Raw genomic sequence first — 22,238 nt, 5'->3', positions numbered from 1 at the left:
AAACAATATTGTGTCCCGCAAAAAAAAACAGACTATTAAATGTACAAAATTTATATAAGAATTTTATGTACGCATCGCCGCTACATACCTAAATTGCTATTGATGATGAAGTTAATTACGGTCATATTGCTTGCCTCCCTGATGCAGGTTAGTGCAGCTTCGTTTGGTCAACTGATTACCTTAAAGGAAAGAAATGTTACGTTGGAGAGAATGATCAAAGAAATCAGAAAGCAATCTGGTTACGATGTTTTATTATCAACCAATAGGATCAAAAGTACAGCTACATTTAATGCAGACTTCAATAAATCAACTATCGCCGAGGTAATGGCCAAAATCGTTTCCGGTAGGGATTTAACTTATACTATTGAAGATAAGACCATACTGATTAAACATGAGGATAAATCAATTTTAGATCAGGTGGTTGATTACTTTGCTGCTGTAAAGATTACAGGTAAGGTGAAGGATAAGTCTGGCGCTGTACTTCCGGGTGTTAGCGTTAGAGAAAGAGGAGCCGCAAATGCAGTATCTACCACTACAAACGGAGATTATACCATCACCGTAAAAGAAGGTGCTGTTTTAGTTTTTAGTTATGTGGGTTATAAAACCATGGAAGTTCCTGTTAATGGTAAGACAGTTGTAAACGTTGTTTTAGCAGAGGATGCAGAACAGCTTAGCGAAGTTAATGTAGTATCTACCGGTTACCAGGAATTGAATAAAAAGTTATTTACCGGGGCTGCTACATCATTAAAGGCTTCTGATGTAAAAAGAGATGGTATTACAGATGTAAGCAGAATGCTGGAAGGTCGCGTGGCTGGTGTGTCTGTTCAAAACGTATCCGGAACCTTTGGTGCGGCACCTAAAATTCGGGTTCGTGGCGCAACCTCTATTTCTGGTGATAATAAGCCATTATGGGTAGTAGACGGGATTATACTCGAAGATGTAGTCAATATTTCCAACGAACAATTGTCTACAGGTGATCCTTCAACTTTGGTTGGATCTTCGGTAGCAGGGCTTAATCCTGATGATATTGAGAGTTTCAATATTTTGAAGGATGCTGCAGCAACAGCTCAATATGGTGCGAGAGCCATGAATGGTGTGGTTATTATTACCACTAAAAAAGGAAGAAATACAGATGGAAAACCAGTTATTTCCTATACAGGTAACTTCTCCAGTTACATGAAACCATCATATGATAATTTCGATATTTTAAATTCTGCAGATCAGATGAATGTTTATCTGGAAATGCAAAATAAGGGTTGGTTAAACCACTCGAGTTCATCGCGTAGTGCGAATGGTGGTGTATTTACCAAAATGTACAACGAAATGTATAAGTATGATGCTGCAACAGGAACCTATGGTTTAAAAAACGATGCGCAAAGTCAAAAACAATTTTTGCAACGTTACGCAAATGCCAATACTGATTGGTTCGATGTATTATTTAAGCAATCGCTAATGCAAGAACATTCAGTTAGTGTAGCTACAGGAACTGAAAAATCAAAAATTTATGCCTCAACAAGTTTTTTACAGGATAACGGTTGGACAATTGCTGATCAGGTAAAAAGGTTCACTGGAAATTTTCGTGGAAATTTTGAAATTAACAACAAGCTAAGTTTCGAATTAATTACGCAAGGATCAATCCGCGATCAGCAAGCGCCAGGTACCTTGGGTAGAAACGGTAATCCTGTTTATGGCACATACGATCGTGATTTTGATATTAATCCGTTTAGCTATGCCTTAAATACCAGTCGCGCATTAACACCTTATGATGCGAATGGCAATCGAGAGTTCTTCACTCAAAATTATGCCCCATTTAATATTCTTAATGAATTAGAGAATAATACTTTGGAGCTTGGACTTATTGATTTTAAAGTACAAGGGGGGGTAAAATACAAAATCACCAAAAATTTAAAATATTCATTTGACGGGGCTTATCGTTTTGCTAAAACCAGTCAGGAGCATAAAATTACTGAAAACTCCAACATGGCGCAGGCATACCGTGCAGGTATCAGTCCTGATGATGCAACTGTGAGAAATAGTAATAAATTTTTATATCGCAATCCTGATAATCCAAATGCTTTACCCGTATCTGTATTGCCTTATGGTGGGTTTTATAAAACCAACGATGATAACATTACTAACTATTATGTGCGTAACAGTTTAGAGTACGATAAGACATTTAATGAAGATCATTTATTCAATGTTTTTGCAGCTCAGGAGATGCGTTACATTAATCGTCAGAACAAAATTTTCGATGGTTATGGATATCAATATGATAAAGGGGGAGTTCCTTTTATTGATCCGAACATCGTGAAACAAAATGTTGAAGGTGGCTTTAACTACTACAGCATGAATTATCGTTATGAACGTTATTTAAACTATTCATTAAGAACAGCTTATTCCTATAAAGGAAAATATAGCATCAATGCTACCGGTCGTTATGATGGTTCGAATTTATTAGGAGAATCACCAACAGCAAGATGGTTACCTACCTGGAATGTTTCTGGAGCCTGGAATATCGATACCGAAAACTTTATGCAAAACGAGCGGCTTAAACGCATTGTTAGCCGCGCTACCTTGAGAGCAACCTATGGTTTGGTGGCAAGTATGGGCTCTGCAACAAACTCTAGTTTAGTGGTACAAAGTATGGGTACCCGCCGTCCGTATTTAGGTGAAAAAGAAACGAAATTATACATTTCAGGTCTTGAAAACTCTGAATTAACCTTCGAAAAATTAAATGAATTAAATATTGGCCTGGATTTAGGTTTGTTTAAAGAGCGTTTAACATTAACGGTTGATGCCTATAAGAGAAAAAGTTTTGATTTGATAGGCGCTTTTAGAACTTCAGGTATAGGTGGAGAAGCAATTAAACAAGCAAACTATGCTGATATGAAATCAGAAGGTATAGAAGCTGCATTAGGCGCAAAAGTGATTACTTCTTCCGATTTCAACTGGTCTACACAATTAATATTTGGTTACAACCGTAACGAGATTACCAACCTAAAAAACCAACCCTCTATTTTCGGTTTAATTGGTCCTGATGGTGGTCCACTCGAGGGTTATTCTCAAAGGGGTTTGTTTTCGCTTGATTTTAAGGGTTTAGATCCTTTAAACGGTTCTCCAAAATTTATTAATGATGAAGGCATTGTTAGTGGTGATGTTTATTTGCAAAGTGACGTAATTAAATACTTAAAGTATGAAGGACCAATTGATCCGCGATATACCGGTGGTTACTCCAATACATTCAGGTATAAAAATTTCACCTTATCAACTTTGGTTACGTTTGCTGCTGGAAATAAAGTGCGTTTAACACCATCTTTTAAAACAAGTTATACTGATCTTGATGCAATGCCAAAGGCTTTTTTAAGTCGCTGGGAAATGCAAGGAGATGAGTTACTAACGAATGTTCCATCTATTTTAGATGTATTGGAAGCGCAGGCCTTTGGTAGCAATTATGCTTATAATAACTATAATTATTCTACAGAACGTGTTGCAGATGGTGGCTTTGTTCGGATGAAACAGATTATCTTAAGTTATAATATTCCAAGTAAGTATACCAAAAAATTAGGCTTAACTAATTCCTCAATTAGTGCTGTTGGTAATAATTTATTCTTAATCTATTCCGATAAAAAATTGAACGGTCAGGATCCTGAATTCTTTGGATCGGGAGGTGTAGCCTTGCCAATACCTCGTCAATTCACATTATCTCTAAAGGTAGGATTCTAAATAAAATATCATGAAAAAAATATATATATCGATCATTGCTTTAGCACTTATATCTACCACTGGATGTAAAAAGTTTTTAGAGCAGGCTCCAGATCAAAGAACTCAAATAAATACTGTTGAAAAGGTTGCGGAATTGCTTACCAGTGCTTACCCCGAAGGTAATTACATCGCATTTACGGAAACTTCTTCTGATAATGCTGAAGATAAAGGTCCTGGAATCGGTACAGAAGGCAGAACGATTACGCAGCCATACTATTGGTTGGATAATGATGATAATGTCGAAGATACGCCAACACAATATTGGAATTCTTGTTATGAAGCTATAGCGGCAGCAAATGCGGCATTAGAAGCAATTGAACTAAACAATTTAGGAAGTGCTGTACTTCCATACAAAGGTGAAGCATTGGTCGCCCGTGCTTACGCTCATTTTATGCTGGTGACCTTATATTCAAAGGCTTATGATCCGGCAGGAAGTAATGATTCTCCTGGTATTCCTTATGTTACCACGCCAGAGAAAGTGGTTTCTGCTCAATACAACAGGGGTACAGTTGCTTCCGTTTATGCCAGTATTGAAAAAGATTTACTGGAAGGCTTACCTTTAATCAGGAATACAGCTTATAAAGTAGCCAAATATCATTTCAACGTAGCAGCTGCAAATGCATTTGCAGCAAGGTTTTTCTTGTTCAAGAAGGATTATGAAAAAGTGATTCAGTATGCAAGCGCAGTTTCGCCAGGTAATGCTTTTGCAACAATCCTCAGGCCATGGAACACCCGATACAATACTTACACTTTAGATGAACAGGTCATCAACTTTACCCAGGCTAGTGAACCATCAACCTTATTGTTAATAGAAACAGCGTCAGCATGGGCAAGGACAACCTCGCCTAGATATGGTTTTGGCCAGATTCAAAACGATGAAATGTTTACGCCAAATGTTACCGGAGCACGTTGGGCTTACAAATCTGCCTATTATGGAGTGCCACATTATACGATGTTAAAGTGGAATGAATACTTTGTAAGAACAAGCCCGAACGCTACAATTGGGTTCCCATATAGCATCGTGCCAGTATTAACTGCAGATGAAGCTTTATTAAATAGGGCTGAAGCTTATGCATCTGCCGGACAAAATGCTTCCGCTCTCGCAGATTTAAATACCTATTGTAGTACAAGGATCTTAAATTATAATTCAACAACACATGCTGTTACCTTGGCGAAAATTGCTGCCTTTTATGGTGTAGCTGATCCAAAAGCAGGTTTAATCGCTACAATATTAGATTTCAAAAAGAAGGAATTTACACAAGAGGGACTGAGATGGTTTGACATTTTAAGATACAAATTGCCGGTGCAGCACAGGGTGTATAAGGTTAATGGTTCATTTGAAACGATTACCCTTACAGAAGATGATCCACGTAAGTTATTTCAGTTACCGAATCAGGTTACACTTTCTGGTATAGCCCAAAATCCAAGATAATTATGAAAAAGATATTAAAAAATGGATTTGTTGCATTAACCATGTTAACAGTCCTTGCATCTTGTAAAAAAGAAGAAACGCTGAATGCGAATTTAGATGCTATTGATCAAAACATTATTACTAATAAAAACAGTACAGACATTTGGTTAGACCAAAACTTTTTAAATCCGTACAATATTGAAGCGAAATATAGATTTGATCGCTTTGAACTGCCTTCCGGAAAAAACATTACGCCACCAGTAGTTGAGCAGGTTATTCCTGCAATGGAAATGGTTCGCGATGTATGGATCAGGCCTTTCGAAGCTGCAGGAGGGGCAGATTTTATAAAGAAAATATCCCCAAAGCAGTTTGTTTTAGCAGGTAGTGCAGAATACAACAGTAATGGAACCATCACTTTGGGAACTGCTGAAGGTGGAAGAAAAATTGTTCTTTATGTGATTAACTCTTTTGATAAAACGAGTCTGGCTGCAGTAAAGCAGATGATTCAGGTTATTCAACATGAGTATACGCATATATTAAATCAAACTGTTGATTTCTCTACGGAATATCAAACCGTTTCCCGGGGTGGTTATGAAGCCAACTGGACACAGAGATCTTTAGCAGAAGCATATTCTTTAGGTTTCATTACGCAATATGCAAGGGTTTCTCCCGGAGAAGATTTTGCAGAACAGTCATCTAATATGTTGATGATGGGACGGGTTCAATATAATGCAATTGTAGCCACCTTACCGGCCGATGCTCAGGTTAAGTTGAAGAAAAAGGAGCAGTATGTAGTAGATTATTTCAAAACCGCATTTAATATTGATTTCTATCAGTTACAAGGGGAGGTACAGAAAGCGCTTTTCAAAATTTCGCCTCCGGTTTTACATAGAATGCTAGGCCCGGGAATTGGTTATACAACGCTATTAACCAACCCATCAGTAGATCCGAACCAGTCTGCTGAATTTTTAGCTGCATGGAATACAGCAAAAACAGCTGTACCTGCAATTGGAGGAGCAGGTAGGCAGTTAATCAATATGCAATTAATTTTTGGGGCAAATAATTTACTTACGGTTAGATATAACTATCTCAATGCGACTGGTGCTGCTGTACAAGCAGATGCAGACTATACTATGGTAGTAAACGGAACGACCGGAGTGGCTTTAATAACTTTGAATGCTACACAGCCCACTGCTGCTACCTATGGTAATATGAATACCTTAAGACCAGGGGTGTCTTCCATAAATACATATTTAACAACCGGAACATTTAGAATTAACTGGATTAATCAAATTATTCCGGGAAATATCGGCTTTGTAGGTTCATTAGGTGCATTCTATAAAACCACTAATGCCAATTCATATTTTTATGGTACAATGGGTCAATAACTTAAGAGGGAATTAACATGAAAAAAATATTAATATATACACTCTTATCTCTAGCCTTGTTTACGGGCTGTAAAAAGGAAGAGGTACTGATAGATGGTGAAAGACCAGAAGAAAGAACTACCGCGGCAGTAAACAAATACACCAACGAATTAACCGGAAGCACCAATGGCTGGAAGGCATTTTTATACCCGGAAGGCGGAGCAGGTTATTCGTTCTACTTCAATTTTACCAAAGACAATAAAGTTAGCATGTATGCTGATTTGGATGTTGATCCGGCTAGAGAAAGTATGGAGAGTACCTTCAGGGTAAAAGCATTACAAAACCCAACATTATCCTTCGATACTTATAGCTATCTGCATATTCTGGCCGACCCTGATCCAAGTACTTTTGGAGGTGTTGCCGGCTGGGGTTCTTTTTCCGATTTCGAATTTACATTTGATAAGCAGGTGGGTGATTCCATTATGCTTACTGGTAAATTGCTGAAAAGTAAACTGGTGTTGGTAAAGGCTACTTTGGCAGAGAAAAATCTCTATAATGCTGAAGGCTTACTCAATTCTATTTTAACTTCAGTTGATTACGTGGACAATAACAATAACCTGTACTTCACATTAGTGGATGCAATAAAAGTTCAAACCTCCATTAATTATAATCAAAAAGTAATCACACTCATTTGGGATGATGGAAGTGGAGGTGTAAGTACTGCTTCAACGGGATTTGCATTCACATTAACGGGTATTAGATTTAAGGAAGCTTTAATTTACAAAGGTAAATCTATAAAAGAACTCACCTGGGACCCGGTAAAAAACCTATTCTTTACCACAGTAGATGGAGCAAGACTTGAAGTTTTGTCTTCTCCAACTTCGCTCTATCCATTACATTTATTAATCGGGATACAGTATTCTGCAATAGTGGTTCCGAACGCTACAAATTATCCTGGCTGGGGAACAGAGTTTGTTACCCGCAGAGCCGCTGCCGCTGCAGGAACCCTAGCATCTGGATATAATCTGCGATTAGACAGGATGGTTTTTAATTTCAATACCATTAATAATACCATGTTATTGAGTGCCGATATCTATCAGGGTGCAAATAGATTTGTTGCCGATTTCTCTTATACATTTACAAAAACAACTGCTGGCCTTTATAAATTCACTGGCATTGCGCCAACTGGAAATGCTTCATTAATTGTAACGCAAATGGCTCCGTTAACTACACAACGGATTAATGCAGATACTTTTACGCTTTCATATTTTACAAACCCGACAACGGGTGAAATTCTAGGACAGTTTAGAAGCGTACAAAATCCGAATTTCACCTTTTCCGGATCTTTATTTTAAATTAATTTCATTAATTGTCTCTCAACTAACCCTCGCTCATCAGCGAGGGTTTTTTTATGACATAATTTTTAACCTCCTCCAATCGTTAAATCAGTATATCATAAATCTCATTATATTAGATTTATTGTAGAAAATATTCCCTAAAGTGTTACAATTTGTGTGGAATTACTACGCTTTTGTGTGCTTATCTTTTAAGTCATGTATGTTAATCAATAAAATTTTTGTAAAACTTATACACATTTGTTTTGCTAATAGTTTCGCTTCAATAAGTCGTAAAAGGCGATTACTCCGATTTTTTCCAATTTTTGTAATATTTCCCTTTCCCGTTTTATTAACTTAAAGTATTGATGGCTTGATATTTGGTTAACTTTTAGCATAGTAGCGTAAGCTATAAAGAACAAATTTTTAACCAAAACCCTAAAACTATGGCTTTCAAAGCTAGATTGAATTTTTCGGGCAAGGAGTACGATGTACTTCATTGCGCGTATGCGTTAAACCGCGATGTAGACGCTAAAGGAAGACCTTCTTCTGGAGTTTACGGCGGTACCATTGATATTGAGATCGAGTCAACCGAAGACACCTCCATTATCGAAGCAATGGTAAATAACCAGTACAAGCCCATTACCGGAACGCTTCTGATTAAGAAATCTGAAGAAGATGCCAAAATGAAAGAAGTTGATTTTGAAGATGGCTACATTGTAAAGTATTCCGAGGGGATCAACATTATCGGCGATCACCCGATGACGCTTAAATTCCAGATCTCAGCCAGAAAGCTGAAACTTGGAAACGCAGAGCATTTAAACGATTGGCCGAAGGCGTAGGTTTGAAAAGTTTAGCATTGGTTAGGGTTGAGCGTTAGGATTGTTTAGATACATACTTCTAACTCACTAACCTCTTTAATCGTTTAGTATTGGTTAGGGTTTAGGATAGTTTAGAAATCAATCTAACTTGCTAACCACTTAATGTTTAGTATCGGTTAGGGTTTAGGATAGTTTAGAAATCGATCTAACCTGCTAGCCACGTAAACGTTTAGTATTGGTTAGGGTTTAGATAGTTTAGAAATCAATCTAACCCGCTAACCACGTAAACGTTTAGTATTGGTTAGGGTTTAGGGTAGGTTAGAAATCGATCTAACCTGCTAACCACGTAAACGTTTAGTATTGGTTAGGGTTTAGGATAGGTTAGAAATCGATCTAACTTGCTAACCACGTAAACGTTTAGTATTGGTTAGGGTTTAGGATAGTTTAGAAATCAATCTAACCCGCTAACCACTTAAAATTTAGTATTGATTAGTAATTGTCTAAACTGCTAACCCGCTAACCAATTCAACCTTTAATTACTTCAAAAACATTTATTTTTCATTATTAAAAGAAATTATTATGGCATTTAAAACCAGATTAACATTAGGTTCGAAAGAATTTGATGTATTACAGTGCAGTTTTTCATTAAACAGAGATGTAGATGCAAAAGGTCGTCCATCATCAGGTGTATATGGCGGAACAATCAACATTGAAATCGAATCAACTGAAGATACTTCGGTGATTGAATCAATGGTAAACAACCAGTACAAACCACAATCAGGAACCATTACCTTCAAAAAAGGGGAAGAAGATTCCAAGATGAAGGAACTAACTTTCGAAGATGGTTACATCGTTCAATACAGCGAAGGTATTGCCGTAAATGACAATACCCCAATGACGCTTACTTTCGTGGTATCAGCCAGAAAACTGAAGCTGGGTAATGCAGAACACGAGAATGACTGGCCAAAAGCATAATTTTCAAAATATTATAAATTAAAAAGTGACTGGTAATGCCAGTCTCTTTTTAGTTTACACATCTAGTTTTATCTATCGATAATGCTTATCTAAATTAACCCGCTACTCATGTCCCCTTTAACCAGATATTGCATCCCTATTACATTTTTTTTCCAACGGTCATCAGTTGGATATTAGATTTTATATAGAACCTCACTTGCACATGAAATGACTTGCATTTCATTTTACACTGGTAGATGGAACAACAAAAAAGAATGAGGTTTTCTCATCATTGTTCCAACCAAGCTTGAAATAAATATGGAACAGAAACTCATCACCGACATTAACATAGAAGATAAGGCCATTACTCATTTCGCCAGCTTCAGCCTGCAACAGGCATTTAACAGTCACCATTATTTCGAATTGCGGTTTAACCACGATCAAATGGGTGCACCGGGTTTAATTAATTTGGATGATAGTCGCGGTTTTGTAGGGAAAACCTTAACTGCGTCTTTTGGTTATTCCCAGGAGCATCTTCAAAATTTTATGGGTTTGGTCACAAGGGTTGAGCTGGCTCAAAGCCATGGCTATCATGGCGTATTAATTGTGAGCGGGTATAGTCCGACGATTTTAATAGATCGTGGCGAAGATTTGGGTTCTTATCTGGATAAAGATTTGGATACGATTGTGAAACTAGCCACCAATGATACGCCAGCCAACGATTTGAAAATTGTTGCGAATGCCAGCCGCCAATCCACTATTGATTACCTGATACAGTATAAGGAAAGCGATTGGGAATTTCTGAACCGTTTATCGGGCGAATACCATGAATGGTTGTATTATGATGGTCAGCAACTCAATTTCGGGAAGCCAGACGATCAGAAGGATATCGCGCTGTTTTATGGCAGGGATGTACACAACCTGCAATATGCCATGGAGGTTTCGCCCATTAAAAACAAACGTTTTGCCTATAACCCTAAGCAGGATGAAATGCTGCAAAGCGAAAGCAGTGGTAAAGCAAATGGCAATCCTGATCTGGCACATGCGATAAATGCATCAAACCTAATGTACAGCAAAACCTTTAATCAGCCATCCATGATCAGGGTTGATAATAGCAGCGACATTAAAAGCCATGTAGAAAACGAAGAAAAGGCACATATCAGCGAACTTTTAAAAGTAAATGCTAGTGGAGATAATTGTGAACTCGGCATCGGTACACTGGCTGAAATTACCATGAGCATTAGGCAAGACGTTGCATTCGCGACTGAAAGCCTTGGTCGATTTTTAATTACGAGCATTACCCATAACCTGGATGGAACTGGTAAATATCACAACACTTTCGAAGGTGTGGTCTCTGACACCGAACGGATTCTGGTTAAAAATTATGATAAGCCAAATCCTGACATGCAACTAGCCGATGTGATCGACAATGCTGATCCGCAGGGAAATGGCCGCATCAAAGTGAAATTTAAATGGGAGTGTAAAACAAATGACGTTACCGAATGGCTGAGGGTAATTACGCCAGATGCAGGGAGCAGTGAGAAGGTAAGCAAGAACCGTGGTTTTGCGTTTGTGCCTGAAAAAGGAGATCAGGTTGTGATTGCTTTTGAAGAGGGCAATGTTGCGCGCCCAATTGTCCTGGGGTCTGTCTTCCATGGTAAGAATGGCTCTGGTGGATCGAATGAAAACCACCTAAAAAGCATTGCAACAAGAAGTGGTAATAAATTGCTGTTAAATGATAATGATGGCAGCATAAATTTAATGGACAAAGGAAGCGCTAACCTTCATTTTGATGGGGCAGGTAATGCCACCACCAATGCTGCAACAACCAAAACCATTAATGTGGGTGAGGGAAAAAGTGTGGTTAAAATGGACAATGCAGGGAATTTAACAATTACCGGAGAGACAAATATCTCCCTCGTTGTAGCAGGGTCAATGATTGAGATTACTGCTGATAAAATATCATTATCTAGCGCGAACATTGAAATTAGTGGTGGTGATGTTCAAATCAAAGGAAAAGGAAACTGGGCAGGTGGAAAAATTATAATCAATTAAAAAAAAGAATATGAATGAACCAAATGAAAAGAAATTCAGCTTTCTATTTTTTGATGATAAGGATGACCAAAATACCGACAATCCTTCAGAAGATAATGCATCTAAAAAAACTGAAAACGAAATTTTAAGAAAAACGATAAATTTTCGGAAAACTGGAATCCAAAAATATAAAATAACTCTTGTTGGAGAATTGCAGATTAACTCCATGAATACTACGAGCAAGGTAGAAAACAATCTAATCTTTCATTTAAAGAATATTTTTGACGACGGAGAGATTCTTTTAAATCTGATCAGTTATGATAAAGAGATGATCTCCTGTAACAATCAGGGCTTCAAAGAAATGTTTCTGGTAACCAGACAGCTTGAAAAATTATATGACGAGTTTGAAGCGGTTATTAATCAGTCAGGTGAAATAATCGAAATTAAAAATTTAGATTTTTTACAGCAGAAGTGGAAAAAGATCAAAAACGAACTGGTAACCTATTTTAATGAGGGTACAGATATAGAAAGTTTCTTCAAGCTAAATGATGAAACAATGAATAATCAAAGCTTCTGGAAACAGATGCTTAATGAGCAGGAGTTTTTCTTTCTGTTTTTCGATTTGGCAAATTACGGACATTCCTTTCAACGTAGAAAGCAGATCAAAAGAGATAATGCATTTCGATCAAACCAGATAAACTGGCAGATGGATTACGAAGCAAAAACCAATTCAGACGGCATTACGATGTCGGTAAATGGTTTTTTTAAGCCAGATAATAAATGGCTTGATCAAGCCTATGGAAAAATGCCCTTTTTAACAGGAATACCATTTACGCCAAATTTTAAAATTGAGGGAGAATATAAATTTGATCCGGTAACAGGTTTTATAAAAGAAGCTTACGTTAATCTGGAAGAAACGGTCAATTCCAGTTTGCTATACCATAAATTAAAGTTTCAGATCATACAAATGCCTTAATTATGGATGAGATATTTGATGAAAGCCATTACTTTGTATGCTCCGGTGGGCTAAAACCCGCATCGATGAAGAGTAATCAAAACATTGTTAAGAGAGAAGACGGCAAGTACTACTTAACCGAATATAGCTTAAAATGTTACGCTATCGATTTTTCCTGTAAATGGGTTGCACTGCTATATGCCATTGTTGCTGCTGCATTAGCATTATTATTATCCTGCCCTGCAGGATGGGTACTTTTAGCAGCCATAATTGGAGCTGGTGTTGGGGCTGCATTGGGTGCTGCAATGTGTGGAGATATGGCGGCAATTATGCGGGTTTGGGTGGCTATAAAAACTGATGCGCAATTAGGGGAACACAATGCCGTGGCAAACAAACCCGGTGTACACATGATCTGTAATGCATTTTCAGGCCAGATAACCTACGTACCTAATGTAAAAAGTGAATTTCATGCACTGGTTCTGTTTGCAGGAAACACCTTAATGACAGGTCTCGAAGGCTTTATGTATGTATATGCATTTAGAGGAGCAGGAATGTTGATTACCAAACCACTACAGTTTTTTGCTAATTTTGGTGTAAATTATTTAAAGACTGTTTCTGTGGCTGGTTTTGCAGGGCGTACAGTTTTTGGCGCATGGGGTGGTTTTAGTGCCTATTCTAATTCCAGTACAGAGGGTTTTCATGCAGAAGAAGTATTTACAGATGCAGGTAAAAGCTTTGGGTTTGCAGAGATGGCAGCTTATCATGCCGTTACCGAAAGAGATCCTCAAAGCATAGCGCTATTATTAAGTCTAGGTGGCATACCTGCTGGAAGGAATAGCAAAGATGCCAATGGGCTGGCTGATGTAAAGGCACAAGGAAATGCAGCAGTAGATAGTTGGAAGAATGCAGGTGAGAAAGTAGCCAATGAACTTATAAAAGCAAAAAATGCAGCTAGAGACTTTAGAGAAAGGCTAAAAAGCCAGAAAAAGGGTAATGGGGCGCATGAGAAATCGGTATATGAAACTAAAGCACTAGAGAATGATTATATAGGGGAAGAACTGGGTGAGGGTTGGGTAGAACCATTTGGTACTAAAGTTAAATATTTGTCTGCTGCAGAAAAGGCTCCATATGAACTTTTTGTTAAAGATGGAAAAATAGTTGATGCGAAGGGTAATTTGTACGACACTAAAAATGCAGGAACAGCACATAGTGGTAAAGGAAAATCCATTTTTGTAATGGACGAAAATGGACGAATCTATGCGTCAAAAACCCATGCTGTGGGAGAATTTCATCACTCTAGTTTGGGTGGTGGCAAACCTGTTGCCGGAGCTGGAGAAATTGTTGTAGATAATGGTAAGGTAACGGAAATTTCGAATCGAAGTGGTCATTATCAACCTGATCAAAGAACAAATGCTCAGGTACTTGAAGAACTTAAAAGTAGAGAAGTAGATATAACAGATATAAAAATAGAAGGTTATTAAAATACAATTATGAAAGGACAATTAATTATACCCATGTATCGTCTTATTACAGAAAGACAAATAGAAGACATCACCTACGACACAACAGATGTTATCCTGTTTAGAAGAGATTATGATTTCGAAAGAAGAACAAAACAGTTTGAAGCTCTTGAATGGGCAATGTCTAACCCAAATTATGATTTTAAAAGTATTTCTCCAATATTTTCCAAAGTCAGCTTTTCTAATGAAGAGATTTTTACTTATCTGAAAAAATTACGTGATTTTATGAAAAACAATAATTTGGATAAAGAGTAACGATTAAAATGATTCTATGCCGGACTTTGTTTAAAAGATGAATAAACCTCAAATTTCAGATCCAAGTAAATCATCTGGTGCTTTTGGATTGCCAGAAGAATATATAAAAAAAATCGAAGCTCAAGCTATAAAAGGAAGTGGAAAAATTGAACAACCCTAAAAACTAAAGTTGGATGAAAACATTTAAAGAAAAATTTAAACAAAATTTTATATTAGGTTGTATAAAATATAACAATGAATTTACATTATATCTAATGCCGATTGCATGGTGGATTTTAAACTATGTAAAATATGATCCAACTATTCAGTTAAATGAAAGCGGCTTTAAAAATTTTAGACAAGGTGTTTTAAATGTGCTTGATAATAAAATACAAGAATATTTAGATGCTATTGAAGAGGACAAAATTTCAAATACTGAATATATCAATATAGTTGATAATTTTTCTTCGGAAGATTCCAGAATTACATTTTTTATTGATTTTGACAGTAAAATTTACGTTAATGGATTTTACGATATTGAAGTTAAAGAGTACCTGCCAAATGAAAGTTGGAAAGGAAAATTTGATGAACCTATGAATTATATACCCATCAACTCTTTTAATTGAGCAATTGGTTTTTTCTTGAATATTAATGTATGTATTTAAGTTTATGAACGGAATTCATAAGAATAGGTACATAGCGATAACAATTAGATCATCCTGAATCTAAAGAATTAAGAAACTGTTTAAAAAATTTATAGATTTTAATAATGGTGTGTGGAGAGAAAATTTGGTTATTCTCAAGTAACGTGTCTCTGCCTTCTAAAAAATTAATTTGAATTAAAATTTAAACAGGCTCTAATAAGAAGTAATATGCTAGATATTAATTTATATAAACAAGAAGTAAAAGAACTAACTAATCTTTTATTAACAGAATGGCAAGATATTCGAAATATTGCTTTAGATGAGGATTTGAATTTAGATACAACTTTTCTATTGGGCTTTGTTGAAACCGAAGAAGATGAGGAATTTGGATTATTTTATAATAAACAAAAAGGACTATTGAAGTTTGAAAAAACTATAAATTCGGTAAAAGTTACTCTAACAACAATTAAAGAAATTGAAAATGATTTTCCACAAGTTATTGTATTAACTGATATTGATAATTATAATAATTGGTAGATTTTGACAGAATAGCGTTAGAACTTCTAAATGCATTTTAAAATAAGGAAGCCATAAAAAGTTTAATTATGGAAAGTCAAATAATAGATACTCTTAAAAAAGCAGGTTGGTATCCCAATAGAAGTATAAAAATAGATAGTGATATAGAAATTTTAGAGAAAAGAGGGTATATTCTATCGTCTTCTTTTATTCGATTTTACAAAGAGTTTGGAAATTTATTTTTAGATATTGATGTTAATGAAAATAACTGAAAAATAAATTTTGACATAAAAGAAGCTATTCGATATGATTATGTATTATTGAAGACTACCCAAAATTGATAGGTTGTCAAAGTATTATACCTATAGGCAATATAGATGGTTCTTCGTATTTAGCAATTGATGAATTAGATAATGTTTACGCTTTCAGTGATGGAAACGTTATGAAAATAGGCATTGGCAAAGAAGCCGTAAATTATTTATTAATAAAACCTTGGCGAGAATTTGAAGAACTTCCTATACCTAATTGGTGGTAGAATTAGATCTAAGTATTTTTATATCAAATTCCATTACAGAACGCCTCTATTTTGAAGAGGTATTTATTTAATTGTGTATTTATTGGCAAATCAATCTGAACTGACACAATTTGCATTACACGTCCTATCTAGGTATTTTCACTTCGAGGTCGTATATTGGCTTTCATTTCTTGAGGCAACCAGTTAATATAATTCTATCTGGTTGAATAGTTACAAAACATTGAATAGCTAATAAGTTTAAAAGGTAATCTAATAGTAGGAATGCTCTAATTTAGTTGCTGCTGCATAGTTGTAATAGAAACAAGCCTATGGATACAGAAAATTAGGAAAATTTCCCTATATGGTTACCTTTTCAGCGGCTACATATTTTCCTTTGGAAGTTCACGAAGGTTTTTTGGTAGACGAAACCTTTAAAAGCCGATTTTATGACATAATTTTTAACCTCCTCCAGTCGTTAAATCAGTATATTTGTGAACATGAAAAGGAAAATTATTTTTGTCTTATTTCTGGCGGCGCTAAACTTTGTAACGGTGTTACAAGCGAACGCCCAGTGCGCCATGTGCAGTATCAATGCAGAGCAGGGTAATAAAAACGGTAACACTGTTTCTGCCGGTTTAAACACTGGTGTAATTTATCTTCTGGCCATTCCGTACCTCATGGCCATTGTGGTTGGTGTGGTTTGGTATAAAAAATATCGCAAGAAAAACGTCCATCTTGATATGAAGAAAGAACCATTTAATTTAAACTAGCAGTTGATTTTAAACACAATTCGTTGAATATGTAAGTTTGTACTTATGGAAACACTTATTTTACACCCTAAAAATGAAGTACAATTAACAGCTTTAAAAGCTATTGCTAAAGCCCTGGAAATAAGTTTTGAAGTAACTGAAACACCATATAACTCAGAATTTGTTAACAAAATCAAACGGAGTAAACAAGAGGTTGTAGCTGGTAAGGTAACAAGAGTAGAAAAGGAAGATCTGAAAGCTTTATTGGGTTTATAATGAGTTTTCATCTGGATTTTTCCGATCAAGCTAAAAGTGAGATAGATGATCATAAAAAGGCAGGTAATAAGGCTGTTTTAAAGAAACTCCTGAATTTATTAACCGAACTTTCTGAACATCCATTTGAAGGTACAGGCAAACCAGAGGCTTTAAAACATAACCTTTCCGGATTCTGGTCGAGAAGAATAAATAATGAACATCGTTTAGTTTATGAAGTCTCTTCAGATATTGTTTATATTATTTCTGTAAAAGGACATTATTAATGGGAACATCCAAGCTTTACGCTATTATACATTGTAAATGTCCGCATTGCCGTAGAGGTGATATTTTTACAGGCAGTATGTACGGTTGGAATATTCAGCATACAAAAGAGGTTTGTAGTCATTGTGCACAGCGGATTGAAATTGAACCGGGTTACTTTTATGCCGCTATGTATGTAAGTTATACCATGAATGTGATTGAAATGTTGATGGCCAGTTTTGCTACCTATCTTCTTTTTGGCCCATTAACAGATGATACCTTCTGGCATTATCTGATTGTAATTTTTGCCGGCTGCTTTATACTCTATCCTTTAAATTACCGATATTCCAGAATTATACTGCTTCACGTTTTATCGCCTAACATCAAGTATAAGCCATATTACGATAAATAAGTCAGAAGTAAAGAAGTCAGAAGTCGGGAGTCCGAAGTCGGGAGTCCGAAGTCTAAGGTTAGTAAGGTAAGCTGTTCAATGGATGGCAACCTATAAACCATGAACGATCAATCATTTGAAAATATTATTTTTTAATTTCAGCGATGTTAAAAAAAGAAACATTAAAATTTATAAAAGATGTTGCCAACCACAATAACCGGGAGTGGTTTGCGGAAAATAAAGCCCGGTATGAAGAGGCAAAGCAGGACACCTTAAATCTGGTTTCTACGCTAATTACTGAACTATCTAAAGCAGACCCATTAATTTCTGCGGAAACTGATGCGAAGAAAAGCCTGATGCGCATTTACCGCGATGTTCGTTTCAGTAAAAATAAAGATCCTTATAAAAATAATTTTGGCATTTGGTTTTCGGCAAAAAGTAAAGGAGGGAACGAGCCTGGCTACTACCTGCATATTCAGCCAGGGAAGAGTTTTATTGCCGGTGGATATTGGATGCCTGAAGCACCAGATCTTAAACTCATCAGGCAGGAACTAGATTATAATATCAATGAATTCAAAGATATTATCAATAATAAAGATTTTAAAAGCAGTTTTAAATTAGGTACATCAAACGCTTTAAAAAATGCACCCAAAGGTTATGATCCCGCAGATCCCAATATCGAATTTTTGAAACTTAAAAGTTTCGAAGCTACAATGGAATTGGCTGATGAAGAATTTTTTAAGCCAACACTCGTTAATAAGTTGATAAGTTCTTTTAAAACGATACAACCATTAGTTGTATTTTTGAGAAACGCATTAAACCCATAATCAAATTACACTCCGTCTTGATACTAATATCTTGATATCTGATACTAAATACCTGATCCTACACATGAAAAATACCTTCTTTGCTTTTGCCGTTCTCTTGTTTATTTCATCGCTTACCTCCTGCGTGGTGCTATCTCCTAAAAAGTATAAGGCATTGCTGGGAAGTAAAGATTCGTTGTATACTGCATTTAATGAGGGGCTGGTTAAAATAGAAAACCTGGAGAAAGAAGTAACAAGGCTTAAAAAGGACACTACTTTAATGGCTGAAGAATTAAGGGATTTGCAGAATAACTACAATGAAGTTGATGCAAATTATAAAAAACTTAAAAATAACTCCACCAGCGAAATTACTAAACTATCTGGTGATTTAGCCGCCAGAGAAAAACGGTTGAAGGAGGTAGAAGAGGTATTGCGTAAGCGTGATGAAGCCACCAACTCTTTAAAAGAAAAACTTCAGCAGGCATTATTGGGCTTCACTAAAAGCGGTTTAACTGTAGAAATCAAAAATGGTAAAGTATATGTTTCTCTAACAGATAAGCTATTATTCCCTTCGGGAAGTATTGTTATTGATGAGAAAGGCAAGCAAGCTTTAACTCAACTTGCAAATGTATTAAAGCAACAGCCCGAAATTAATATTGCGGTGGAAGGTCACACCGATAATCAAAAAATTAATAACCTTGGTCAAATTAAAGATAACTGGGACTTAAGTGTATTAAGGGCCACATCAGTTGTGCGTTATTTAACTGAAAGTGAGAAGGTAGAAAGTGTAAGGATGACCGCAACCGGAAAAGGTGAGTTCCAGCCTTTAGGTGCAAATACCAATGCAGAAAGCAGAAGTAAAAACAGAAGAATAGAAATTGTATTATCGCCTAAATTGGATGAACTCTACAATTTAATTAAATAAAGATTTGGTAAAGGCCTGTTGACTATCCTCAACAGGCTTTTTATTTTCGATATGATTTTAGCACTTTAAAGGTTTGCTCAAAGTCTCCGCCATTTAGGTTCGTGTAATCCGGCATGGAAATTTTGTGATATGCCAAAAAGTTTAACAATTCTTTAATCACGTTAGATACTTCTTCAAAAACCTCAGAATGTTTGAGCGCATCTATTTTAAGCAGGTAAAGTGCCACTTCCATCATTTTAAAATCGTTTTTTGCGGCAATTTCTAAACCCAAATTGCTTTTTACAATAGCCTTTTCGTAATCGTGAATACAATTATAGAAACTGGCTTTGAAAACGAAAAAACTAACAGAGATAAATTTAGTGTAGTACGTGTAATCGTTTGCTATAATTTTCTCTATAAACGCTACAATTCTCTGTGCTTTTTTATAATAGTTAAGTTTAAGATAAGTGTGGCCTAAATGAATCAGTAGAAAAGGGGAAAATACAGAATTCCGGAGGTAGAAGATATTTGGATATTTATTTAAAATAGCCATGATAAAGCGGTGGCACTCTGCATAGTTTTTCTGTGTAAATAGCGCAGTGAGTACCAGTCTGTAAGATAGTATTTCTATCGTAGTTAATGCTTCATTTTTTAGTGGTGGTGTCCGGTCGATCTGATGGCAAAGCTTAATAATTTTATCTTCCAGAGCGCCACCTTCATTGGGCTTATTAATTAAATTATTATAAAAGTATAAGATTAAATCGTAAGGATTAATAGGGAAAAGCTCATTTAATCTTTTATAATTGCGCTTTAGTAACTGCATGGTATTCACCAGAGATGCTTTATCTATATCGATTAACGAGATATTACATTCAATAATATGCAACATAATCTGCACATCCTCATTCAGCACATTATCAGAAATGTTTTTGATGGTTTCTTTATACAACTTACTCATGGTTCTGCCCGAGGCCATGAGGTCGATGAAATCCTGCCCGATGCTTTGTTTATTAAATTTTGAGTTGGGTTTATTCAGCTCATATTTTGAAACGCAACAGATAAAGTCAAAAGCATTATTTTTTTCTTCATTCGTAAATGGAAGCTTGAGGATATTCTTAAGCTCAGCAATCTCATTTCTATTAACACAAAAACGGATAGTCCAGTTTATAATATTGGTCCTTAAGGCTGTTCTTGGAGAAAAGTGGTGTAAAATATATTCGAATAGGGCCTTACTTGATTTATATTTAAAAGTTTCCGTAATCTGGAGAAACAAGAAATAGGTATATATGTCGTTGTTTAAAAACCTGATCACCTCGGTTGGAATAGCCGTGCTATAGCGTTTCTCTTCTATCAGCATCCCGGTGTAAAGAAGCTCTTCATATGCTTCCGGATAACAGTTTATAAAAGTAAGCACATTTTCTTTTGCTACTCTCAATCCTTTATTCCCTTCAGAAATATGTTCACTAATCTTCTTTAGCAAAAAGATTTTCTCAGTACTTTTTTTAGCTAAAAATATTTTCTTCTCTACAAAAAAGTTGATCAGCTCATAACATAATAACGGATCATCCAATTCGAGGGTTCTTGTTTCGCTAATGAGTTTATAATAAACCTGTAACCAGAATGGTATTTTTAATTGTGTAAGTAATGCCCCATTCACGTCCTCTGCAGTGACCAGCTTTTTCTCAATGTGGCTTAACGTGTATAAAATTTCATTTGGGCTTAGTGGCGGAACATTACAAAGCGTTTCCTCATCATAAAAAACGCCCGTATACCAATGTTTAGTTAAAAATGCTGACCCGGTTAAAACGGGTTGCAGATTTATCCAGTTATTGGTTCGTAAACTGATCATGGTTTTAAGGAAATTATTTTCCTCAATGCTGTAAAGAAAATCTACAAACAGTTTAAACCTATTGCTTTGCGAAAGGTAATCATCTATGCCGTCTATAATAATGACAAAGCGGCCTTCTTTATTGCTTGGATTATTTTTTATATAATTAATTAATTCGCTTACGCTGTTAAAGTTAAACTCTTTTAAAAACCACTCTTTCAAGGTTAATCCTAACTGAATAGCAGAGTTAATGGTATTAGGATTAATAAGTAAAACGATATCATTTTTATACAACGCATTCTCTGAATGAAAAAAGTGCTCTACCAAATGTGCAATTAAGATCGACTTACCCTGACCCGGTTGTGCGCTAACGGTGGCAAACTGGTAATTGTTTTTTAAAAAGTAATCAAAATCAGGATAAAAAAAACTTCTTTTAGCGGTAAACTCAAACGGAACACCCGAATTATTTTTTTTGGTAATTAACGCTAAATCCGTAATGGTCCGGGCCTTCAGTTTTAAAGTATGCCATAAGCTTTGATCGGCAGAAATGTTATGCTGTTTGTCTTTCTTAAATGAATCCCAGTCTGAATAACCAATGTATTGAGATAAACTATTTAACGTGAACAAAGAAAATTTATGTAGCGTATTTGCGAAACCAAAAAAACGTTTGATAGTGGTTTCACTAACATAGTTTTTAGTTTCTTGGAATACATACTCAGAAATTACTTTACAATGCGCAGGGTCGATATTCCTTAATCCTGATTTTGTAAGGACAAACTTCCTGAGTTCAATTAGGAGTTCGTTAGAGTTCATTAAATATAGAGATGATGACTTTGCTAATGTCATCATAATTTCACAATAGCAGAAATGAATTGGTCAATAAATGAACGTATGAATGAAATGAATGAAATAGGGCGGTTAAACAATGAATAGAAATGGATAATACAGATGAACTGCGCTCATGTAGATTTGTGACCA

22 protein-coding genes are annotated in these 22,238 nt (G+C 35.8%); 21 read left to right on the top strand and 1 reads right to left on the bottom strand.

Features of this window, described 5'->3' with window-relative positions; translation table 11 throughout:
* Nucleotides 1-102 precede the first annotated feature (102 nt).
* The 21 genes from SOM16_RS01740 (at nucleotide 103) to SOM16_RS01640 (ending at nucleotide 19,453) form a co-directional block, all read left to right on the top strand.
* Nucleotides 103-3,723, top strand: a complete 3,621-nt coding sequence (locus SOM16_RS01740) for a SusC/RagA family TonB-linked outer membrane protein (RefSeq protein ID WP_320462259.1) — start codon at nucleotides 103-105, stop codon at nucleotides 3,721-3,723.
* Nucleotides 3,724-3,733: 10 nt separating this feature from the next.
* The gene (locus SOM16_RS01735) at nucleotides 3,734-5,194 is read left to right on the top strand and encodes a RagB/SusD family nutrient uptake outer membrane protein (protein WP_320462258.1); all 1,461 of its coding nucleotides are present in this window, start codon (nucleotides 3,734-3,736) and stop codon (nucleotides 5,192-5,194) included.
* A 2-nt stretch (nucleotides 5,195-5,196) separates the two neighbouring features.
* Nucleotides 5,197-6,561, top strand: a complete 1,365-nt coding sequence (locus SOM16_RS01730) for a putative zinc-binding metallopeptidase (RefSeq protein ID WP_320462257.1) — start codon at nucleotides 5,197-5,199, stop codon at nucleotides 6,559-6,561.
* Nucleotides 6,562-6,578: 17 nt separating this feature from the next.
* On the top strand, nucleotides 6,579-7,895 hold the full coding sequence (locus tag SOM16_RS01725; protein WP_320462256.1) for a DUF4302 domain-containing protein: 1,317 nt from the start codon (nucleotides 6,579-6,581) through the stop codon (nucleotides 7,893-7,895).
* 425 nt (nucleotides 7,896-8,320) lie between these two features.
* A complete protein-coding gene (gene tssD, locus SOM16_RS01720; RefSeq protein WP_320462255.1) occupies nucleotides 8,321-8,716 on the top strand; it encodes a type VI secretion system tube protein TssD in 396 nt (131 codons plus the stop codon).
* A 558-nt stretch (nucleotides 8,717-9,274) separates the two neighbouring features.
* Nucleotides 9,275-9,670 (top strand): type VI secretion system tube protein TssD, encoded by a 396-nt coding sequence (gene tssD, locus SOM16_RS01715; RefSeq protein WP_154279629.1) that lies wholly within the window; start codon nucleotides 9,275-9,277, stop codon nucleotides 9,668-9,670.
* Between the two features lie 297 nt (nucleotides 9,671-9,967).
* Nucleotides 9,968-11,704: a type VI secretion system Vgr family protein gene (locus SOM16_RS01710; protein ID WP_320462254.1), complete on the top strand. Its 1,737-nt coding sequence runs from the start codon at nucleotides 9,968-9,970 to the stop codon at nucleotides 11,702-11,704.
* A gap of 10 nt (nucleotides 11,705-11,714) precedes the next feature.
* Nucleotides 11,715-12,659: a hypothetical protein gene (locus SOM16_RS01705; protein WP_320462253.1), complete on the top strand. Its 945-nt coding sequence runs from the start codon at nucleotides 11,715-11,717 to the stop codon at nucleotides 12,657-12,659.
* 2 nt (nucleotides 12,660-12,661) lie between these two features.
* Nucleotides 12,662-14,119, top strand: a complete 1,458-nt coding sequence (locus tag SOM16_RS01700) for a hypothetical protein (RefSeq protein ID WP_320462252.1) — start codon at nucleotides 12,662-12,664, stop codon at nucleotides 14,117-14,119.
* Nucleotides 14,120-14,128: 9 nt separating this feature from the next.
* Nucleotides 14,129-14,413, top strand: coding sequence for a hypothetical protein (locus SOM16_RS01695; protein WP_320462251.1), 285 nt, complete (start codon nucleotides 14,129-14,131; stop codon nucleotides 14,411-14,413).
* Between the two features lie 37 nt (nucleotides 14,414-14,450).
* On the top strand, nucleotides 14,451-14,573 hold the full coding sequence (locus SOM16_RS01690; RefSeq protein ID WP_320462250.1) for a hypothetical protein: 123 nt from the start codon (nucleotides 14,451-14,453) through the stop codon (nucleotides 14,571-14,573).
* A gap of 13 nt (nucleotides 14,574-14,586) precedes the next feature.
* The gene (locus tag SOM16_RS01685) at nucleotides 14,587-15,018 is read left to right on the top strand and encodes a hypothetical protein (RefSeq protein ID WP_320462249.1); all 432 of its coding nucleotides are present in this window, start codon (nucleotides 14,587-14,589) and stop codon (nucleotides 15,016-15,018) included.
* A 246-nt stretch (nucleotides 15,019-15,264) separates the two neighbouring features.
* Nucleotides 15,265-15,573 carry a hypothetical protein gene (locus tag SOM16_RS01680; RefSeq protein WP_320462248.1) on the top strand — a complete coding sequence of 103 codons (309 nt, stop codon included), beginning with the start codon at nucleotides 15,265-15,267 and terminating at the stop codon, nucleotides 15,571-15,573.
* A gap of 68 nt (nucleotides 15,574-15,641) precedes the next feature.
* Nucleotides 15,642-15,824: an SUKH-3 domain-containing protein gene (locus SOM16_RS01675; RefSeq protein WP_320462247.1), complete on the top strand. Its 183-nt coding sequence runs from the start codon at nucleotides 15,642-15,644 to the stop codon at nucleotides 15,822-15,824.
* 65 nt (nucleotides 15,825-15,889) lie between these two features.
* Complete coding sequence (locus tag SOM16_RS01670; RefSeq protein WP_320462246.1) at nucleotides 15,890-16,087, top strand: hypothetical protein; 198 nt, start codon at nucleotides 15,890-15,892, stop codon at nucleotides 16,085-16,087.
* Between the two features lie 476 nt (nucleotides 16,088-16,563).
* A complete protein-coding gene (locus tag SOM16_RS01665; RefSeq protein WP_320462245.1) occupies nucleotides 16,564-16,836 on the top strand; it encodes a hypothetical protein in 273 nt (90 codons plus the stop codon).
* Between the two features lie 45 nt (nucleotides 16,837-16,881).
* Nucleotides 16,882-17,091, top strand: coding sequence for a DUF2683 family protein (locus SOM16_RS01660; RefSeq protein ID WP_320462244.1), 210 nt, complete (start codon nucleotides 16,882-16,884; stop codon nucleotides 17,089-17,091).
* Nucleotides 17,091-17,354, top strand: coding sequence for a Txe/YoeB family addiction module toxin (locus tag SOM16_RS01655; RefSeq protein ID WP_320462243.1), 264 nt, complete (start codon nucleotides 17,091-17,093; stop codon nucleotides 17,352-17,354). The genes SOM16_RS01660 and SOM16_RS01655 overlap by 1 nt, the downstream gene beginning before the upstream one ends.
* Nucleotides 17,354-17,743: a DUF983 domain-containing protein gene (locus SOM16_RS01650; RefSeq protein WP_320462242.1), complete on the top strand. Its 390-nt coding sequence runs from the start codon at nucleotides 17,354-17,356 to the stop codon at nucleotides 17,741-17,743. The genes SOM16_RS01655 and SOM16_RS01650 overlap by 1 nt, the downstream gene beginning before the upstream one ends.
* Nucleotides 17,744-17,886: 143 nt before the next feature.
* A complete protein-coding gene (locus tag SOM16_RS01645) occupies nucleotides 17,887-18,549 on the top strand; it encodes a DUF2461 domain-containing protein (RefSeq protein WP_320462241.1) in 663 nt (220 codons plus the stop codon).
* 64 nt (nucleotides 18,550-18,613) lie between these two features.
* Nucleotides 18,614-19,453, top strand: coding sequence for an OmpA/MotB family protein (locus SOM16_RS01640; RefSeq protein ID WP_320462240.1), 840 nt, complete (start codon nucleotides 18,614-18,616; stop codon nucleotides 19,451-19,453).
* A gap of 40 nt (nucleotides 19,454-19,493) precedes the next feature.
* Here the strand turns inward: SOM16_RS01640 and SOM16_RS01635 are convergent, their stop codons facing one another.
* Entirely contained in the window at nucleotides 19,494-22,073 is a 2,580-nt protein-coding gene (locus SOM16_RS01635) for a hypothetical protein (RefSeq protein ID WP_320462239.1), read from the bottom strand.
* Nucleotides 22,074-22,238: the final 165 nt, after the last annotated feature.

This window comes from Pedobacter sp. CFBP9032 (assembly GCF_034045265.1).
Classification (GTDB): Bacteria; Bacteroidota; Bacteroidia; order Sphingobacteriales; family Sphingobacteriaceae; genus Pedobacter.
This window is presented reverse-complemented; position numbering and strand designations above follow the sequence as displayed.

Coding starts and splice junctions, on each gene's coding strand:
- SOM16_RS01740 (WP_320462259.1), top strand. CDS start 103: ATGATGAAGTTAATTACGGTCATATTGCTTGCCTCCCTGATGCAGGTT.
- SOM16_RS01735 (WP_320462258.1), top strand. CDS start 3,734: ATGAAAAAAATATATATATCGATCATTGCTTTAGCACTTATATCTACC.
- SOM16_RS01730 (WP_320462257.1), top strand. CDS start 5,197: ATGAAAAAGATATTAAAAAATGGATTTGTTGCATTAACCATGTTAACA.
- SOM16_RS01725 (WP_320462256.1), top strand. CDS start 6,579: ATGAAAAAAATATTAATATATACACTCTTATCTCTAGCCTTGTTTACG.
- tssD (WP_320462255.1), top strand. CDS start 8,321: ATGGCTTTCAAAGCTAGATTGAATTTTTCGGGCAAGGAGTACGATGTA.
- tssD (WP_154279629.1), top strand. CDS start 9,275: ATGGCATTTAAAACCAGATTAACATTAGGTTCGAAAGAATTTGATGTA.
- SOM16_RS01710 (WP_320462254.1), top strand. CDS start 9,968: ATGGAACAGAAACTCATCACCGACATTAACATAGAAGATAAGGCCATT.
- SOM16_RS01705 (WP_320462253.1), top strand. CDS start 11,715: ATGAATGAACCAAATGAAAAGAAATTCAGCTTTCTATTTTTTGATGAT.
- SOM16_RS01700 (WP_320462252.1), top strand. CDS start 12,662: ATGGATGAGATATTTGATGAAAGCCATTACTTTGTATGCTCCGGTGGG.
- SOM16_RS01695 (WP_320462251.1), top strand. CDS start 14,129: ATGAAAGGACAATTAATTATACCCATGTATCGTCTTATTACAGAAAGA.
- SOM16_RS01690 (WP_320462250.1), top strand. CDS start 14,451: ATGAATAAACCTCAAATTTCAGATCCAAGTAAATCATCTGGTGCTTTT.
- SOM16_RS01685 (WP_320462249.1), top strand. CDS start 14,587: ATGAAAACATTTAAAGAAAAATTTAAACAAAATTTTATATTAGGTTGT.
- SOM16_RS01680 (WP_320462248.1), top strand. CDS start 15,265: ATGCTAGATATTAATTTATATAAACAAGAAGTAAAAGAACTAACTAAT.
- SOM16_RS01675 (WP_320462247.1), top strand. CDS start 15,642: ATGGAAAGTCAAATAATAGATACTCTTAAAAAAGCAGGTTGGTATCCC.
- SOM16_RS01665 (WP_320462245.1), top strand. CDS start 16,564: ATGAAAAGGAAAATTATTTTTGTCTTATTTCTGGCGGCGCTAAACTTT.
- SOM16_RS01660 (WP_320462244.1), top strand. CDS start 16,882: ATGGAAACACTTATTTTACACCCTAAAAATGAAGTACAATTAACAGCT.
- SOM16_RS01655 (WP_320462243.1), top strand. CDS start 17,091: ATGAGTTTTCATCTGGATTTTTCCGATCAAGCTAAAAGTGAGATAGAT.
- SOM16_RS01650 (WP_320462242.1), top strand. CDS start 17,354: ATGGGAACATCCAAGCTTTACGCTATTATACATTGTAAATGTCCGCAT.
- SOM16_RS01645 (WP_320462241.1), top strand. CDS start 17,887: ATGTTAAAAAAAGAAACATTAAAATTTATAAAAGATGTTGCCAACCAC.
- SOM16_RS01640 (WP_320462240.1), top strand. CDS start 18,614: ATGAAAAATACCTTCTTTGCTTTTGCCGTTCTCTTGTTTATTTCATCG.
- SOM16_RS01635 (WP_320462239.1), bottom strand. CDS start 22,073: ATGAACTCTAACGAACTCCTAATTGAACTCAGGAAGTTTGTCCTTACA.